This is a genomic window from Weissella koreensis KCTC 3621 (assembly GCF_000277645.1).
Genome location: NZ_AKGG01000005.1, coordinates 319098 through 337058, shown reverse-complemented (window position 1 = coordinate 337058; position 17961 = coordinate 319098). Strand labels below are relative to the sequence as shown.

At 35.5% G+C, this 17961-nt stretch carries 19 protein-coding genes; all 19 read right to left on the bottom strand.

Annotated features, from left to right (window positions below; translation table 11 throughout):
* Positions 1-80 precede the first annotated feature (80 nt).
* The 19 genes from JC2156_RS02430 to pyrH all read right to left on the bottom strand — a co-directional run bounded on the left by JC2156_RS02430 (position 81) and on the right by pyrH (position 17939).
* On the bottom strand, positions 81-800 hold the full coding sequence (locus tag JC2156_RS02430) for an adaptor protein MecA (RefSeq protein ID WP_006845239.1): 720 nt from the start codon (positions 798-800) through the stop codon (positions 81-83).
* A 63-nt stretch (positions 801-863) separates the two neighbouring features.
* The gene (locus JC2156_RS08980) at positions 864-1007 is read right to left on the bottom strand and encodes a hypothetical protein (protein WP_006845238.1); all 144 of its coding nucleotides are present in this window, start codon (positions 1005-1007) and stop codon (positions 864-866) included.
* A 45-nt stretch (positions 1008-1052) separates the two neighbouring features.
* Positions 1053-1556: an MscL family protein gene (locus JC2156_RS02425; RefSeq protein WP_006845237.1), complete on the bottom strand. Its 504-nt coding sequence runs from the start codon at positions 1554-1556 to the stop codon at positions 1053-1055.
* A 19-nt stretch (positions 1557-1575) separates the two neighbouring features.
* Positions 1576-2325: a DnaD domain protein gene (locus tag JC2156_RS02420; RefSeq protein WP_006845236.1), complete on the bottom strand. Its 750-nt coding sequence runs from the start codon at positions 2323-2325 to the stop codon at positions 1576-1578.
* Positions 2326-2373: 48 nt separating this feature from the next.
* Complete coding sequence (locus JC2156_RS02415) at positions 2374-3216, bottom strand: YitT family protein (protein ID WP_006845235.1); 843 nt, start codon at positions 3214-3216, stop codon at positions 2374-2376.
* A 71-nt stretch (positions 3217-3287) separates the two neighbouring features.
* Positions 3288-4508: a CCA tRNA nucleotidyltransferase gene (locus JC2156_RS02410; RefSeq protein WP_006845234.1), complete on the bottom strand. Its 1221-nt coding sequence runs from the start codon at positions 4506-4508 to the stop codon at positions 3288-3290.
* A 94-nt stretch (positions 4509-4602) separates the two neighbouring features.
* Positions 4603-7140 carry an SF1B family DNA helicase RecD2 gene (recD2, locus tag JC2156_RS02405; RefSeq protein ID WP_006845233.1) on the bottom strand — a complete coding sequence of 846 codons (2538 nt, stop codon included), beginning with the start codon at positions 7138-7140 and terminating at the stop codon, positions 4603-4605.
* On the bottom strand, positions 7133-7798 hold the full coding sequence (locus JC2156_RS02400; protein ID WP_006845232.1) for a tetratricopeptide repeat protein: 666 nt from the start codon (positions 7796-7798) through the stop codon (positions 7133-7135). The genes recD2 and JC2156_RS02400 overlap by 8 nt, the downstream gene beginning before the upstream one ends.
* Before the next feature lie 23 nt (positions 7799-7821).
* Complete coding sequence (locus JC2156_RS02395) at positions 7822-8484, bottom strand: histidine phosphatase family protein (RefSeq protein WP_006845231.1); 663 nt, start codon at positions 8482-8484, stop codon at positions 7822-7824.
* Positions 8485-8640: 156 nt separating this feature from the next.
* Positions 8641-9975 (bottom strand): adenylosuccinate lyase, encoded by a 1335-nt coding sequence (purB, locus tag JC2156_RS02390; RefSeq protein WP_006845230.1) that lies wholly within the window; start codon positions 9973-9975, stop codon positions 8641-8643.
* A gap of 204 nt (positions 9976-10179) precedes the next feature.
* Positions 10180-10521: a DUF1831 domain-containing protein gene (locus tag JC2156_RS02385; protein WP_006845229.1), complete on the bottom strand. Its 342-nt coding sequence runs from the start codon at positions 10519-10521 to the stop codon at positions 10180-10182.
* 16 nt (positions 10522-10537) lie between these two features.
* Complete coding sequence (locus tag JC2156_RS02380) at positions 10538-11062, bottom strand: YfcE family phosphodiesterase (RefSeq protein ID WP_006845228.1); 525 nt, start codon at positions 11060-11062, stop codon at positions 10538-10540.
* Positions 11063-11224: 162 nt separating this feature from the next.
* The gene (locus JC2156_RS02375; protein ID WP_006845227.1) at positions 11225-11815 is read right to left on the bottom strand and encodes an XTP/dITP diphosphatase; all 591 of its coding nucleotides are present in this window, start codon (positions 11813-11815) and stop codon (positions 11225-11227) included.
* A 9-nt stretch (positions 11816-11824) separates the two neighbouring features.
* Positions 11825-12655: a glutamate racemase gene (gene murI, locus JC2156_RS02370; protein ID WP_006845226.1), complete on the bottom strand. Its 831-nt coding sequence runs from the start codon at positions 12653-12655 to the stop codon at positions 11825-11827.
* Positions 12656-12670: 15 nt separating this feature from the next.
* Positions 12671-13294: an HAD family hydrolase gene (locus JC2156_RS02365; protein ID WP_006845225.1), complete on the bottom strand. Its 624-nt coding sequence runs from the start codon at positions 13292-13294 to the stop codon at positions 12671-12673.
* Between the two features lie 172 nt (positions 13295-13466).
* The gene (locus JC2156_RS02360) at positions 13467-14105 is read right to left on the bottom strand and encodes a deoxynucleoside kinase (protein ID WP_006845224.1); all 639 of its coding nucleotides are present in this window, start codon (positions 14103-14105) and stop codon (positions 13467-13469) included.
* A gap of 382 nt (positions 14106-14487) precedes the next feature.
* Positions 14488-16308, bottom strand: a complete 1821-nt coding sequence (glmS, locus tag JC2156_RS02355; RefSeq protein ID WP_006845223.1) for a glutamine--fructose-6-phosphate transaminase (isomerizing) — start codon at positions 16306-16308, stop codon at positions 14488-14490.
* Between the two features lie 359 nt (positions 16309-16667).
* Entirely contained in the window at positions 16668-17213 is a 546-nt protein-coding gene (gene frr / locus JC2156_RS02350) for a ribosome recycling factor (protein WP_006845222.1), read from the bottom strand.
* A gap of 3 nt (positions 17214-17216) precedes the next feature.
* Positions 17217-17939 carry a UMP kinase gene (gene pyrH / locus JC2156_RS02345; RefSeq protein WP_006845221.1) on the bottom strand — a complete coding sequence of 241 codons (723 nt, stop codon included), beginning with the start codon at positions 17937-17939 and terminating at the stop codon, positions 17217-17219.
* Positions 17940-17961 lie beyond the last annotated feature (22 nt).

Below are 17961 nucleotides of genomic sequence, written 5' to 3'. Positions count from 1 at the left end.
ACAACAAGTAAGGACCCATTTTAACGTAAAACATTAACTACTATTAAATTAAATTTTAGCTTTTGTTTATTAAAAATAATTTATTTGAAATATTCTACAATTTCACTAAGCGCTTTGGTTTCAAAAATAATTTTACCATGTTCAGCCAAAACTGCCGTTGCGACTGCAGAAAGTTTTCCAAATTCGCGGGCGATTGCAGTAATATTTTTAATCTCATTTAATTGATAAGTTTCATCAAATAGTAATTCAAGATAATAAGCACCATCATATTGAACCAACTTATTAGCTGCCTCAATCTCCAAGACCTGTGATAATTGAATCAATGACTCGAAATCATTAAATTTAAAAGTTAAGCTTTGTGGAGTCTTAGCAATTTGACCCGCTTTTTCGTTGCCAGACAATGCTGCACTATCATCAGTTTTGTTACGTTGCTCATTTTGGTCAGTTTCTAACAATTCGTGCAAAGTATCATCTGATACTTCATCACGAGTTTCATCAACTTCATTTTTTTCAGATCCCATCAGCTTATCCAAAATCTCTTTTGGTACCTGATCGTCGGTCATATTTTTAGTAATAAAAATTTCTAATCCCTTTTTACTAGGCATCACCTGGAAAGAGACCGCTTCATTTTGCTCAAAATCATGTTCCACATCGACCTCAGCTAAAATACTATAAAAGAATTTTTCAACTTCGTCTTGGTTACTAAGTAAATCCACCAACGAAATACTACGTTCATCTAAATCTTCTTTAGTAACTAGAACCCGAATAGTATCCTCATTAATTCGTTCCATCTCCATCATGCATACCTCCTTTACATTAAATTTTTAGCAAACGCGAATATCTTTCGATTTACTGTTAAAAAATTAATGTAATCCAGCTAAGAATTCATCCATTTCTTCTGGTGAATCAACCAGTTCTACATGAATTTGTCCCCGCTTGAGTTGTAGTTCAATATCTTTTGTCATCTTAGTTGCTTGCTTTTTTGCTAATTTATCATATTTTTTCATTATTTTAACCCCATTTATTTAATAAATCCATTATAACATTTTAACCTAATTTTGCCGTTTTTTCTCTAACGATATTAATTCTGACAATAATTGATTTGTTTCCTGCTGTTCTTTACGTAAAGCTTTAATTTCCATTAAATTAACATTATATCCAAATTTTTCTGTAGGATTTCTTGCAACGAAAGTATTTAGGATCCGAATAAAGAAAAACACAGAACCAGCAATCAAAATCATTGTCAAAAAAGATTTGCCAAAATCAGCCCAAGGGATAACGTTAAATTGCCAGATACCTTTTTGGATCCAAATACCTAAAAAATGTAACATCCCACTGATTAAATTAACAAAATCCTTCACAAAATTGGAAAAGGCGTTTCCAACGACCACACCAATAGCAAAACCAGTCACTCGATCACCTGTTAAAAAGGAACGAAAATCACCAGCCAGAGCACTATCCATGACAATATCGCCTAAATCATTTACCCGATTTACTGTCGCCGATAATTGTTCAGGTAAAACACCATTTATTTTACTTTTTTTCCACTTTTTCATTAATTGTTCCCTTTAATTTTTATAATTGTTTGGGGTCCAAACTTAACAGGTCAACATCCAAAGGAATCTTAGGCGTGTCTTTTTTAATACCATTTTGCTTATTTTGAAAGTTCTTACGCCTTTTTGAATTTTTTAAAACATCCTGTTTAGAATGATAATTTTGCTTAGTCCAATTCACCAAAATTGATTCAATATATCGTAAATTCAAAGCTTGATTCGCCACAGCTTCCTTAATCGCTTCTTGAATTAATACTGGTAAGAAATGATCAACATCAAACCAATTACTAACAATTTCTAAATCAATTGGTGAAAGCGATCGGCCAAATTCCTGTTCCAACATAGTAAAAATTTCTGCTCGTGTTGGCTCATCTTTAATTTGTCGAAAACTATTATTATTATTCGACTGTCGATCAACTGCTCGAACAGCTGATTCATCCGGTAATTCCAATAGTTTTTGATATAACTGATGAAAATTCAGAGTAGTTATCAATCGTTTGTTTTCATCACGTTTAGTTTCAAAAACTACTAAATTCTTAGCACGCATATTTTCAATTCCTGAGAAAACTTGCGTTGGCTGCAAGCCCATATATTTAGCGATTTTTTCCGTACTTGGTTCAACATACCCTCGATCTAGCATAGCTTTAATTTGTAAATATATGATCAATTCTTGATCTGTCAAACCGATTTCATGATATCTTTGCAATAAAACTAAACTAATATCAATATTTCCCGCATCAAGATACTGATTAAATTGATATTGATCGCTCATGAATCAACGTCCTTTCTGAACTTTCTTGAATTACTATCTTCTTTCAAATTAATATCCCAAACTTCCACCATGAACTTCTGTTACGTTGGTGGTGGTAATAAAAGCATCGGGATCAATATCATGAATTTTACGTAAAAGGTGAGCATATTCATTACCATTTAACATAACCATAATCATCTCACGGGCATCATTAGTATAACCACCTCTGGCTTCATAAATAGTCAAACTCAATTTCTCATCCAATAACATTTTGTGAATTTCTGATAAATGATCATTGCTCATAATTTGAACTTGGCGCTTTAAATCAAACCCAGTTTCAATATAACGCATTACAATCATCGTCACAACCAATGAAAAAGCCGCTAAAAAGAAAGCATTCGTACTTGAGACAATTAAATTAAATAACGTAATAGTTAAATCAATACAAAGTAATGAAACAGCAGTATTGATTCCAAAGAATTTCTTTAAAATCATAGGTGGCACAGTGGTCCCACCTGCTGAAGCTTCCAAGCGGTATAATAAAGCCACCCCAGTTGCAAAAATTCCTCCGCCAATAATAACCGCTAAAACAGCGTCATTAACTAATTTATAGCTAGGAGTTATGTACATCAAGAGTGGCAGTAGAAAACTACCAACTGTGATATTACGAACACTTTTTCGGTCTAAGAAAATGATCGATAAAATAATCATCGCAATATTAAAAATCAAAACGGTTAATGAGCGATTAATGCCAAAGGCCGTATCCAATAAAATTGCAACTCCAGTTGCACCACCTGCTGCAACATGAATTGGTGCATAAAAGAAATTTATAGCGATAGCTACCATTTCCAATGCAATTACCATGGCTAAAACTCGAAACCAGCCTTGCTGAGTTAGTCGTTTTCTATTCATATACTATCCCCACTATCTTCCTAATATTTATATCATTTATCATACCATCCATAATTTAAACTTAGGTTAAATTATACTTTTGGATGTTTTTGAAGATAATCAGCAGCATATTTCAATAAAATTGTCTCATCGTTTTTAACTTGTCCCGCAACCACCGCTTGTTCTAAGACAGTTAATAATTTACCTAGAATTGGTCCCGGATTTAAATTAAGTTTATCTTTCAAAATTTTACCATTCACTTTTAGGTCATTGCGTTGATGAATTGCTAAATTTTGATACCGTTCTCTTAATCGCTCTGAATCAATGGTCAATTCACTTAATTTCAGTACCGATAGTGCATTGTCTATTGCTGAACCAGTTGCGTATAATTGCCAATTACTTGCATCATCTAAGCGCAATTGATTCAAAAGATCTAACGAACGCTGAATGGTTTGAATTAATTCATTACTTTGCTTCCATAATTTCAAAAAATCCTTCACATCCACAGTGGTTAATCCTAATTCAAAAGCCAGCAAAGTCCAAGCTTCAGCATCCGTATGTGCTTGATCAACGGCCAATAATTCTGCATATCCCCATAAATCAATTTCTGTATGATTGAGCCCTGGCATATATTCATTTAGACCCGTGCTTAGCAATGCTAATAATCCAAATTGGGCATTTTTACCTTGCAATAATTTAGTGAATTCAACATTAATTCGTTCAACTGATATATTTTGCAATAATTCTGCATTATTTTTAATAGCCAATTTCGTTTCAGGATCCAAATTAAAATCTAATTGGGCAGCAAAACGAACAGCACGCATCATTCGTAAAGCATCCTCATGAAATCGTTCATCAGCACTTCCAACTGCTCGTAAAGTTTGTTGCCTTAGATCAGTTAATCCATCAAATAAATCCACAATTTCACCATTACTTTTAACTGCTAAAGCATTTACGGTAAAATCACGACGCTTTAAATCATCAGCCAGTTGCCGCACAAATTTAACTTCATCTGGACGTCTAAAATCAGTGTAAGATGATTCTGTTCGAAATGTAGTAATTTCGTAACCATTTCCATGATCTAATACCATCACAGTCCCATGCTCAATTCCAGTATCAACAGTTTTATTAAAAATAGTTTTAACTTCTTCTGGATAGGCTGAAGTTGCAATATCGACATCATGAATTGGCTTTTTTAATAAAGTATCCCGGACCGAACCGCCAACAAAATACGCTTCATATCCAGCATCCTCAAGTTTTTGTACGATTGGCAAAGCATTTTCAAATTCTAATGGTAATTTTTGTAATTGCATAAAATCCTCCTATTCAGCAGTCCGATGATGGACTTTTAAGCCGATTAACAGCGCCCCCAACCCTAAAATAAATTTACGCTGAGTTGCATTTAATTTACATAAAGTCATAAGGTGACACCCCCATCATCCCCACATTGGGGTCTATCGTTTGTGCTTGAATCATGGCGAGTTTAAGCTGATTTTTATTAACTGGTACTTCCTCTTTAATCGCTATAGATTGTTGCTCATGGTTTAAACCAGGCTCAGTTATGTCATCGATCCATTCAGTTTTAGAACCCTTTTCTGATATAACTTTATTATCCCGATCTACTGCTACATCTTGATCGGAAACTTCCACCTTTTGCGTTGGGCCTTTAGGTAAAATTCCCACTAAAGCTTTTTCCAAACGCGTAGGTAGCATCGTTTTCCGTTTAGCTCCCTCAGTTTGAGCAGCCTGTTGATATGCCCCTGGTTCGCCCAATAGAACCAACGAATCCTTCGCTCGTGTAAGGCCAGTGTAAAGCAAATTGCGTTGTAGCATTCGGTTAAAAGCCTGTACTAACGGCATAATAACTAATGAATATTCACCGCCTTGAGCTTTATGAATTGTGGTTGCATAAGCTAAAGTAAGATTCATAAAATCAGTTCTTTGATACAAAACATAATTATTGTCAAAATCAACTTCAATGTAATCAACTTTCATTTCATTTTCAGGATCTTTCGCAAACATAATCGTTTTGATATAACCAATATCACCATTAAAAACATCGTGTTCTGGATCATTGGCTTTTTGCATGACTTTATCGCCAATTCTAAAGCCAAATTCAAAATCGCCTTCACGCCACATTATCTCACGCTTCTGTTTTGTCTTAGGATTAAAAAGATCTTGAGCTAATAGATTTAACCGGTTTACTCCTGCATCAGTTTTATACATCGGCGCTAAAATTTGCATATCGCGAACTGAATTGCCTCGTTCAATCCAACTCATAATGATTTTTTCCATCGCATCCGGAATTTGTTGAACGTGTGCGGGGAAAAATGAACGATCGGGCTGACGCTGCATTAAATCAATAGGTAGTTGCCCACGTTTAACTTCATTAGCTAATTCAATAATCGTAGAATCTGCGTCTTGTCGATGAATTGTTGCCAATTCGCGATAATTTAACTTTCCACTACTTAGCAAATCATAGAAAACTCGACCCGGACCTACTGATGGCAGTTGATCTTTATCTCCTACTAAAATAATTTGCATTGAATTAGGGGTGTTTTCTAACAAGAAGCTAAATAGTTCAGTATCTACCATTGACATCTCATCAATTATTAAAAGTTGCCCTTCTAATGGATCTAAATCTAAATCGGATAAACTTTCACGTCCTGAAATACCTAGCAAACGGTGAATTGTCGCCGCTGGTTTCCCAGTCGCTTCGGATAAACGCTTAGCTGCTCGTCCGGTAGGTGCTGCTAACTTAATTGCTGACTCAATTTTATCTTCATCTAAACCATCTTGTTGTAACAAACGGCCAAAGGCATCGACAACCCCATTAATAATGGTAGTTTTACCGGTCCCAGGTCCTCCCGTTAAAATAAACAATTTACTTGTTAAAGCGGCTAGCATTGCTTCATGCTGCTCATCAGTATATTGCAGTTGATGTTGCTTTTCTACCTGCTTAAGGACTTTTTCAACGGCACGTCTTGGAAAGATACCTTTTTGCGAATTTAGTTCCACAATTCGTTGAGCAATTCCAACTTCTGCATAGTATAAGTTGGTCATAAATAACCGATCATCATCTGCAACAACAATTTCTTGCTCTACTAAATCCAGCAAAGCATTTTGTATTACTTCCGGTTCAATTTGTGTATGGTCATTTCGTTCTAACGACCGTTTAGCAGCATAACTTAGAACACTTAATTCAACATATGTGTCCCCTTGTTCAAAAGTCGCTTTATTCATAGCTGCGACAACCCCTGCTTGAATGCGTCTGGGATCAAGGGGATCCAAACCTTCTTGTAAAACAATTTGATCAATTCGATTAAATGAAACTCCGTCAATTTCCCACACCATTCGATATGGATCATTTTTAAGGATTTCTAAGGTTTCATTTTCATAGTGCTCATAAATAGTAGTTGCTAAAGCCGATCCAAAGCCAAATTGGTTCAAAGCAATAATTGAACGTTCCATCCCATCGGATTGTTTTAACTGTTCTACAAGCGTGGAACTTTGCTTTTCACTCAACCCAATATTATTTAACACAGCCGGATTATCTAAAATTTGGTCAATTGCATCTGTACCTAAACTATCGACAATTTTTTCAGCTGTTTTAGCACCAATTCCCGTAAAATCAGCTCCAGAAAGGTATTGCACTAATCCTGCTGCTGAACTGGTATCTAACCGTTGATAATGTTCACTCGCAAACTGTTGTCCAAAACGAGCATGATTTTTAAGTTGACCAGTGAATTGATAATTTGATCCAATTTGAAGATCTCCAAAAGAACCAGTGACTGTAATTTCATCCCCATCATATTCAAAGTTCTTTTCATCAATCTTAACTGCAATCACTTTATAAAAGCTATCTGTTGCTGAAAAAATAATTCCTTGAACCTGAGCAATCATCGCTGGTGCATCATCCACCATTAAATCGCGAATATCATTCATTGGTATCATTTCCCATCATAATTTGCGTTAAAGCATCTAATTGCCCTGCTTGTTGTTCAAAATGTTTTTCATCAAGAGCTTGTGCTCGTTTAAACCAAGGGTTCGAGGCCTCTTTTAAAACAGTTGCAATTAATCCCCGGCCAAAATTGGCATCAAAATTATTTTCATCAAAGCTTAATGCCTGTTCAAAAGCAGATGCTGCTTGTTCCATATTTTCTAAACTTAACCAAATATTACCTAGTAAAATAAAACCAGCTAAATCATTTTCCGGCATTTCCGTCCCGGTTAGTGCATAAACGAGAGCTTTTTGATAATTTTGTTGATTATACCAAGTTTGAGCCTGCATCATAACAGCATCATACTTTAATTGCTCATCAGTAACTAATTGAAAGAATTCATTCGCGCGTTCGTAGCTACCAGCTAAATAATAGACGTTACCCAACGTATAATGTAAATTGTCTTGTGCAACTTGATCTTCCTTAAATAGCGCTAAACTTTTAAGACCCAGTTCCTCAGCCTCAACTAAATTTTCACTTGTTGCCAATAAATTGACTAAATCAACATAAGCACGCCAATTATTCTCATCTTTTTGAATTAGTTCGACCAATTGATGCATATCGGCTTGTAGTTTGTTTTCTTCATCTTTTGCTTCTACCATATGTAATTGTACCTCCTGTCAATTTATATCGTATTACTTGGATCGTCAATGACTCCTAAATAGCTTGTATCGTTTCGTGAAATTTCATGATAAGTCTGTCCATCATTGGTCTCTAAAATAGATGTTGAAGTATTGCTTAAGCCACCTCGTGCCCGTAATTGGGCTAACGGCTTTTCTAACAAAGTTTCAATTCCAATTGTCAACAACATACCATGCGCAAAGAAAATCAAATTGACATCTTCTCCACCGTAAGCTCGAACTGCTTCATCAACTGCATATTTAAACCGTTTTTGAACGGCTTCAAATGTCTCTGCTCCAGGAACTTGGGTGGCATCATATTGGTCGGGATGATTACGCCAGGCCTCATATTGTTCTGCTTGATTTTTCTTCACAGCAGCAAAAGTCTGCCCTTCCCAAGCACCCAATTTAAATTCAATTAACCCAGAATTCAAAGTCATTGATGGTCGATTCTTAAGTAGGCTTAATGTTCCCTCAGCTGTTAGACGTGCCCGCCTTAGTGGTGAAATAAAAGCATGTTTAAATTCAATATCTTGTAGATAGTTTCCCAATTTTTCAATTTGTTCGTATGACTCCGGTAACAATGGTGAATCTCCTTGCGCTCCTTGGAAGCGTCCCTCGTTGTTCCATTCTGTTTTACCGTGACGAATAAAATATAATTTTGTCATGCCTTACTCCCTTATTGTGTGTTACTTCTATTATATAACAAGAAAACCTTGAAAGTTAACTTTAACTTATGATTCCCACCTATAGAAAAAAACTGAGACAAATTATGCCCCAGTTTTATTTATTGTTTTTTATTTTTATAATCGTTATTACTTTTTTTACTCACCATCATTCAAATTAAGACGAGCAAACACATCGTCAACATGACGTAAATGCCAATGATAATCAAATGCATCATCAACTTGCTTCTTACTTAATTTTTCTTGAATCACTGGATCAGCATCAACTAAACTTCTAAATTGAATTTGTTCATCCCAGGCACGTGCAGTTAATGGTTGTACTACATCATATGCTTGCTCTCTTGAAAAATCAGCATCATCCATTAGTGCATACATCAATCGTTGTGAATAAATTAAACCATAAGTTCTATTCATATTCTTTTTCATTTGTTCTGGAAATACTTGTAAATTATCAAGAATATTGGTCATCCGATGTAACATATAGTCTAATGTCGACGTTGCCTCAGGTAAAATGACCCGTTCTGCTGAAGAATGCGAAATATCTCGTTCATGCCATAACGGAACATTCTCATAGGCCGGAATTGTCATCCCCCGTAAAACTCGTGAAAGACCAACAATATTTTCTGAGCCAATTGGATTACGTTTATGCGGCATTGAAGAAGAACCTTTTTGTCCTCCAGCAAACCCCTCCTCGACTTCATGAATTTCTGAACGTTGCAGTCCTCGAATTTCAACAGCAACTTCCTCTAATGAAGTTCCAATTAAAGCCAAAGTCGAAATATAATCAGCATGCAAATCTCTTGGTAAAACTTGTGAACCAACCGGTTGTGGTTGCAGCTTTAATCGTTTCATCGCTGCCATCTCGACTTCAGGCGAAATATTTGCAAAAGTACCAACGGACCCCGACAATTTTCCTGTTTCCATTTCAGATGCCACTCGATCAAAACGTTCTAAATTTCGTAATGATGCTTGGTAGTAACGGGCCAAAACCAACCCAAACGTGGTTGGTTCAGCATGAACACCATGAGTTCTACCCATCATAACCGTTGTCTTATATTTCAAAGTTAAACGACGTAAGACATCGCTATATGCGATTAATTCTTTCCGAATAATTTTATTAGCATCTCGCAAACGAAGAGCTTGTGCGGTATCTACTACGTCAGTACTTGTTAATCCATAATGAATCCACTTTTTTTCAGGCCCTAATGAAGCTGATATATTTCGGGTAAACGCAACCATATCATGTTTGGTAACTTTTTCTAAATCAGCGATTTCTTCAACATTAAATTTTGCATTTTGCTCAACTAACGCCAATTCAGTAACTGTTGGTCGGATCGATCGCAATTCAGAAACTCGTCCACCTTCTTGTACCAAGCCATCCATAACTGCAATTTCCACTTCCAGCCATGATTGGTATTGTTGTTCTAATGACCATACTTTCTGCATCGCCGCCCGCGTATATCGTTCAATCATTTCCGTTCCGCCTTTTTTTATTATATTTAAATTTTACCGCAATTTATTAACAAAAAGCAAATTATTTTTACTTTTTTATTTAAATCACGAACTTAAAAAAGATAAGTGTATTAACCATTCCTTTTTAGCTTAAAAATTCAATATAATAATTTAATTAATGCTTACAAAAAAAGCTAGAACAAAACGTTCCGGCCTTTATCTATATTATTTTATTTTTATAATTTCACGACTAACCAATTCATCGAGATAGTATCGCAACAATTCCACTAAATCGGACTGATTATTTGACTTAAAAATATTAATATTGGTATTTCCAGAAGCATTCACAACCTTCATTTTAAAACCATCAACACTTCCATTTATAGCTACTTTTAATTTAACCGAATTTTCTAATCCTTTATCCGGTTGCAGTGCACGTTGCATAACATAAGTTCCCGCATTATTTTTAACAAACCCAACATCCGTAAGAGCATATTTTTTCAAGGTTGGATTGATTTCATATGTAATATCATCCCCTAGAATTGTTACCTCTTTTGTAAAAGCCATAATAGCTACTCCATTCTTACTTTTGACGATTAAAACTAAAATTCATTTCTTCCACTGGCTCTAATTCTCGATTGTAAAATTGTACGTCTAACTGTTTTGGTTGAACCGATAAAATGGCATAAGTCCCCTTTAAATAGGCATAAGGTCCTCGAGGAAGTGAAATAGATCCAGGGTTAATAAATAATTTTCCATCAATCATTTCGGCCCCTAATTGATGTGTATGTCCCAATGTTACAACATTGGCATCCAAGGGTGCTACATGTTCTCGAATCAGATTTAAATCTGATTCAGTATGGTATAAATGACCGTGCGTTTGATAAATTTTAATCCAACGGTCACCATATAATCGATCATCAGGAAACAATGAATCGAAGTCCATGTTCCCAATAACTGGTTGAATTTGCTGAAACAGTTCATCATCAGCTTTCAATTCTGAATCACCATTGAAAAACATTGCCTGCACTTGATCAACATAATGGTTCACAATTTTTTCTAAAATAGAGCGATCACCGTGAATATCTGAAACGATTAAATAATCCATTCTGTCCTCCTTCTTAGAGGTCGGATAAGATATCACCGTCCTCTATAAAAACATTTTTACAAATCAGTCAATCTTATCTACTGATATTTTTTTCTTTCAATTTTTCGGCAAAAGCAAGACAAAACTATCAAAGCAAAATATAGAGCATTTTTGTCTTGCTTTTTACCACCATTCATTAAATTTTTGTGATAATACCTTTAAAGCTCTTCCTCGATGCGAAATGGTATTTTTTTCTGATGGGCTCATTTCAGCAAGCGTTTTTTGATATGGTTCATAATAAAATAATGGATCATAACCAAGCCCATTAGATCCTCGAGGAGTTTCCAAAATCAATCCATCCACCTGACCTTCAGCCATAATTTGACTACCATCCGGTTTTATCCCAACCATGACCGTATGGAAAGATGCTTGCCGTTGATCAATTGGTACACCTTTTAACTTCAGCAAAACTTTTTGATTATTAGCTGTATCATTATGGTCACCAGCATACCGTGCTGAATAAATTCCAGGCTCATCGTTTAAGGCTGGAATTGTCAATCCAGAATCATCCGCTAAAACTGGAACTTGTAGTGCCTGACAGATTGTCCGAGCCTTAATTAACGCATTTTCAGCAAAAGAATGACCATTTTCAATAATCTTTGGCATTTCTGGTAAATCATTTAATGAAATTACCTCAATTGAAAAAGGCTCTAAAAAGGTCTTTATTTCTGACACTTTACCTGAATTTTTAGTAGCAACAATTAGTTGTTTCATGAATTAACCTCATTTTAAATATAACTTTTCAGCACCAATCGTTAAAGTACTAACTTGTAAATCGTCTCGTTCTAACCAACGTTCACCCAACATTTTAAACTGAGCTGCATCACCAGTTGTATAATATCGATCAGCATGATGATCAACTTGCAAACTTTCTTGATGCATAATGTTTAGTGATTTTAATTGTGTTGCTACCATCGTTATCGTTTCTGCTCCCGCATCGACGATCTTAACTTTACTTCCAAGTCCTTTTTGAATGCTATTTTCTAATAGTGGAAAATGGGTACATCCTAAAATCAAAGTATCAATTTCTGAACTTGGAAAATTAGCCATATTTCGATCAACAACCGCTTGGATTTCAATTGAATCTGTCGTTCCACTTTCAACTAAAGTAACAAATTCAGGAACTGCCAATTGATAAACTGATAAATCAGCATTGTTTTGATGTAATGCCTTAACATAACTACCTGAATTTATCGTTCCCTGTGTTGCAATTACCCCAACGATCTTATTATTGGTTAGAGTTGCTGCTGTTGCTGCTCCTGATTCAATCACTCCAATAATAGGGATATCAAATTCTTGTTGCATTGTAGGTAATGCTGCCGCAGTAGCAGTATTACAAGCAATCACTACCATCTTAACCTGTTTGTCGACTAAAAATTGAATCATTTGGCGCGTAAAAGTTACTACTTCTGCTTGCGGTCGTGGTCCATATGGCATCCGGGCGGTATCTCCTAGATAATAAATCGCTTCATTCGGTAACTTAGCTAACGCCGCTTTAACTACGGTTAATCCGCCTAGACCTGAATCAATATAACCGATAGCTCGATTGTCCATTACACTGCCTACTTTCTACTGCTTAGCCCATTCCACTAAGTCATTAGGGGTTTCAAAAATATAATCTGCTTGATCTTTAAAGACAGTTCGATCTTTTACACCCCAGCCTGCCATTCCATATGCAATTCCAGCATTATGAGCTGCTTGCATGTCATGGATAGAATCACCAATATAAATTGTCTGACTTGGATCACTCACTAAATTATTCATTGCTAATAAAATTGGATCTGAGGCTGGCTTCATATTTTTAGTCATTCCTGCAAAAACAAAATCAGTAAAGAATTGTTCAATTCCAAATCGATCATGGTGTGCTGCAAACTCGGCTGGTGTGTTCGAGGTCACAATTCCCATTTTATATTGTCCTTTTTTTAGTTGCTCTAACATATTTAGAACTTCAGGGTATAAGAAAATACTATCGCGAAAATCATCTAAACGTGCGATCCAATCTGCCTGAATGAGTTCAGGATTAGGAATTTTTAAATATTCTAATGACTCTGGCCCAGGCAATCCAAAAACATGATGCAATTCAGCATCTGACCGTGTAATTTTATGATCTTTTAATGTTTCCGCTAAGGCCGTAATATACATACTTTCCGTCGATAATAGCGTTCCATCAACATCAAAAATAATAGATTTCATGCTTCATTCCCCCATCTATAATAATAACTCTATTTTACCATGATCAAATCAAAAGAGCGTTTACTTATTTATACATAAGTAATGATCCACTTCTAAGATATGCTATCATAAATTTTTCCATGAAAAAAAGCCGTAGCTCTTATATTAAAATTAAGGCCCAGCTTTATATTATTTATTGTACTTCTAACTCTTCCAAATAATCGTCAATCATCTTTAATACTATTTTTTGACTCTCTGGATCTTCCAAGTCATACTTTTGAAGATCTACTCGCATCTTCGGAGATGCATCGTAATCTTTATACCATTGTTGGTAAGCACTCCACATTTTAAAATAATAATCTCTTAAGTCAGCATTATCATCAAATTGTTCGTAATCACGACCTCGCTTTTTAATTCGATATAATATCGTATCAAAGTCAGCATCAGCGAAAACCATCAAGTCTGGACGACCTTTTTGCATACCACTCAATTCATTCATCATATTATCTAATAATTTCATATAAACATCTAATTCAGCATCAGAAATATTACCTGAACTATGATTTTCTTGTGTGAAAAGAGCATCTTCATAAATGGAACGATCTAAGACATTATTATCGTCTACTAACGCCTTTTTAATCATGGCAAAACGCTTATTCAAAAAATAAATTTGCAGTAAGAAACCATACTGCTTAGGATCAGCATAATATAATGGTAGAACTGGATTTTCTCCCACTGGCTCAAAAAAAGCTTGTGTCCCCTTATGTTTTGCAATTAAGTCTGTCAAGGTTGTCTTACCAACCCCAATCATGCCTGCCGTAATAATCACCATGATTGTCCTTCTTTCATTAAATTTTATCTTTAACCTAACATAGCGTTAGGAAACTTGCTATAACTATATTACCCAAATAAAACTTTAAATACAATACTTCATTTATTAAATTAGTTATGTTATGACCAACGGTTTGAATGTACTAAAATGGCTTTACCTCAGTCATTATATCCATTTGTAAATATTTCATTTATAAATATGAGTTCATGATAAGGCACTTTTAAATAGATTAGATTAAATCCTATTATTAGCATAAACTTAAAATTTCAATAACAAATTTATTGCGTTTAAATGATATCCAACATTATTTAAATAAAAAGATAACGCAAAAAAGCTCAACCACAACTAAATGTGATCGGGCTTTTCAATACAAATTTTTTATCTATTGAACAGTAACTGACTTAGCCAAGTTACGTGGACGATCAACATCCAATCCACGACCAAGTGAAGTGTAATAAGCCAATAATTGTGTTGGAACCACTTCAACTAATGGTGCTAGCAAAGGATCAACATCTGGCAAAACATAACCATCGCCTTCCTTTGCCAAAGACTTCGAAACAATGGTATAAGAACGTGATCCACGTGCTGTCGTCTCTGATAAGTTCCCACGAACAAGACCTGCCGTCTTTGGTTGAGTAATTAAGGCAATCACAGGAGTTCCCTCTTCAATCAAAGCCAAAGTTCCATGCTTCAATTCTCCAGCTGCAAAGCCTTCTGCTTGAACATATGAAATTTCCTTCAACTTCAATGCCGCTTCTAAGGCTACGCTTGAATCGACACCACGACCAATGTAAAATGCACTATTTGTCGATGCTGGCACTAACATTTCATTAGCAACTTGCTTAAAAGTATCCTTATCATCAACAATAGCTTGAATTGCAACCGCAATATTTGATAATTCTTCCATCAAATTAAGGTCTTGCTTACCTGCCAAAGCATAAGCCAAGATTGCTTCCAAAGTAATTTGTGCGATATAAGCTTTTGTTGAAGCCACCGCAATTTCAGGTCCAGCCAATAATGGCAAAGCGTACGTTGCTTCACGCCAAAGCGTTGACTTTTCAACGTTGGTCAACGTCAATGAGTGGTATCCAGCTTCATTGATATTTTGCAAAACTTCACGTGAATCAGCAGTTTCACCAGATTGACTCAAGAAAATAAAGAATGGCTTCTCTGACAACAAAGGTTCCTCATAAGCAAATTCAGATGAGATAAAGACACTGGTTGGCTTGTTAGCCCACTGTTCAAACAAGCGAGCTCCTGCTAGTCCAGCATGGTATGAAGTCCCAGCAGCGATGATGTAAACTCGATCAGCAGCGTTAATTTCATCTAAGATAGCTTTTCCAATCAAAGCATTTCCTTGATCATCAAAATAACGTTCCATCAAACGACGCATTACAACCGGTTGCTCATCAACTTCCTTTAACATATAGTAAGGATAAATTCCTTTATCAGTTTCTGAAGCATCAATATCCAAATGGAATGGTTCACGTTCAACCGCTTCTCCGTCAGCATTAAAAAGTTGAATTTGCTTTGGATCAATGATTGCAACTTCACCATCAAGCAACTCAATAAAGTCATGTGTTTCATCCAACATTGCAACCGCATCAGAAGTCACTACGTTAAAGTCAGATCCAACCCCAATCAACAATGGTGACTTACGCTTTGCAACATACATCCGATCTGGTTCTGATTGATCCATCAAAAGGAAACCGTAAGCTGAATCGCCAAATAAATTAATGGCTTTTTTGAAAGCATCAAAAGTTGATAAATTGTCTTCACGAGCAAACTTACTAATCAATTGAACAGCCACTTCTGTATCAGTATCAGATTGGAAAGTTACATCTGAAAGATATTGTTCTTTTAATTCCATGAAGTTTTCAATCACTCCATTGTGAACCAAATAAAATTTTTCATCTTCAGAGTATTGTGGGTGTGAATTTCTAACAGAAGGTTCACCATGAGTTGCCCAACGGGTATGCGCAATTCCAGCTTTACCATTTACATTTTTGTCAGCCAATAAGGCTTCAAGATCAGCTACACGTCCCTTTTGACGGACTAATTCATCACCAGTCGCATCTTGATTAGGGATAAAAACACCAGCTGAATCATATCCACGGTACTCTAATTTCTCCAAGCCCTTTAATAAGATTGGCGCTGATTCTTTTTGTGTTCCTGTATAACCAACAATTCCGCAATAATACATTTAAATTCTCCCTCATACCTTTTATAAATTGGTATAGTTTTTTATTTTTTAAATTATAAGTATAATTATACCTTTGAATCGCATCAAGTCAACTAATTAAAATGTTTATTTTTTATAAATGGTATAAATTGGTATACATTGATTACATAAAAATAATGCTATTTTAACTCAGAAATGTTATAAACACTCACTTTTTATTAGTATAACCAATTCACTTTATCCAATTTTTTACATATAATTTATTAGTTTATAGGTAAAAAAATAACCTTACTTAAATTTAAAGTAAGGTTATTTTATCATTTTTATGCATTAAATTATATAAATTAATTCAATATAATTATAAAAACATACAAGTTATATTAAATCTTCAAAAGTTCGGCTTCCTTAGAAGCGGCAATTTTTTCGATATTTTTAACTCCATCATCAGTTAAGCCTTGAATATCTTTATCGATCTTACGCAACTCATCTTCTGATAATTCTTCTTTTTTAGCTTGATCCAAAGCATCCCGACGAACATTACGAACTGCAACCTTAGCTTTTTCAGCTTCAGCTTTAACTTCTTTCGTCAAATCCTTACGAGTTTCCTCAGTTAAAGCAGGGATAACCAAACGAATAACTGAACCATCATTTGTAGGAGTTAATCCTAAATCAGAAGCAAAAATAGCTTGTTCAATATCCTTTAATGCTGTCTTATCAAATGGAGTAATCAAAAGGATCCGTGCTTCTGGTACTGAAACTGAAGCAACTTGATTCAAAGGTGTTTCGGCTCCATAATACATTACTTTAACATCTCTTAAAATTGATGGATTAGCAACTCCAGCTCTAATTTTACCAAGTTGAGTTTGCAAAGCCATACCGGCTTTTTCCATTCGTTCTTTAGTGTTTTCTAAAATTTGATTTGCCATGCTTTATTTTCCTCCAACTGTTGTTCCGATGTTCTCACCCAAAACAACGCGTTTAATATTGCCGTGCGTATTCAAATTAAAGACCACAAGATCAATATCATTGTCCATTGAGAGCGTTGAAGCCGTTGAATCCATGATTTTAAGACCTTGCGACAAAACGTCCATGTGCGTTAATTTATCATACTTAACTGCATTTGGGTTATTACGTGGATCATCGTTATAGACACCATCCACCCCGTTTTTACCCATCAAAATCGCATCGGCATTAACTTCAGCGGCACGTAAGGCAGAAGTCGTATCGGTTGAAAAGTACGGTGAACCCGTTCCAGCTCCAAAAATAACAACGCGCCCTTTTTCAAGATGCCTAACTGCTTTACGACGAACATATGGTTCCGCGACTTGACGCATTTCAATTGCGGTTTGTACGCGTGTAGGAACATCCATATTTTCCAATGAATCTTGCAAAGAAAGAGCGTTCATCACAGTTCCAAGCATCCCAACATAATCAGCTTGGGCACGTTCCATTCCTAGCTGAGCACCATTTTCACCACGCCAAAGATTTCCACCACCAATAACAATAGCAATTTCAATCCCTAACTCATAAACTTCTTTAATTTCAGCAGCAATACTATTAACTGTTTCAGGATCAATTCCAAAACCCTTATCACCAGCCATGGCTTCCCCTGATAGCTTTAATAAAATGCGCTTATACTTTACGTCTGCCATGTTTATGCACCCCTATCAAATC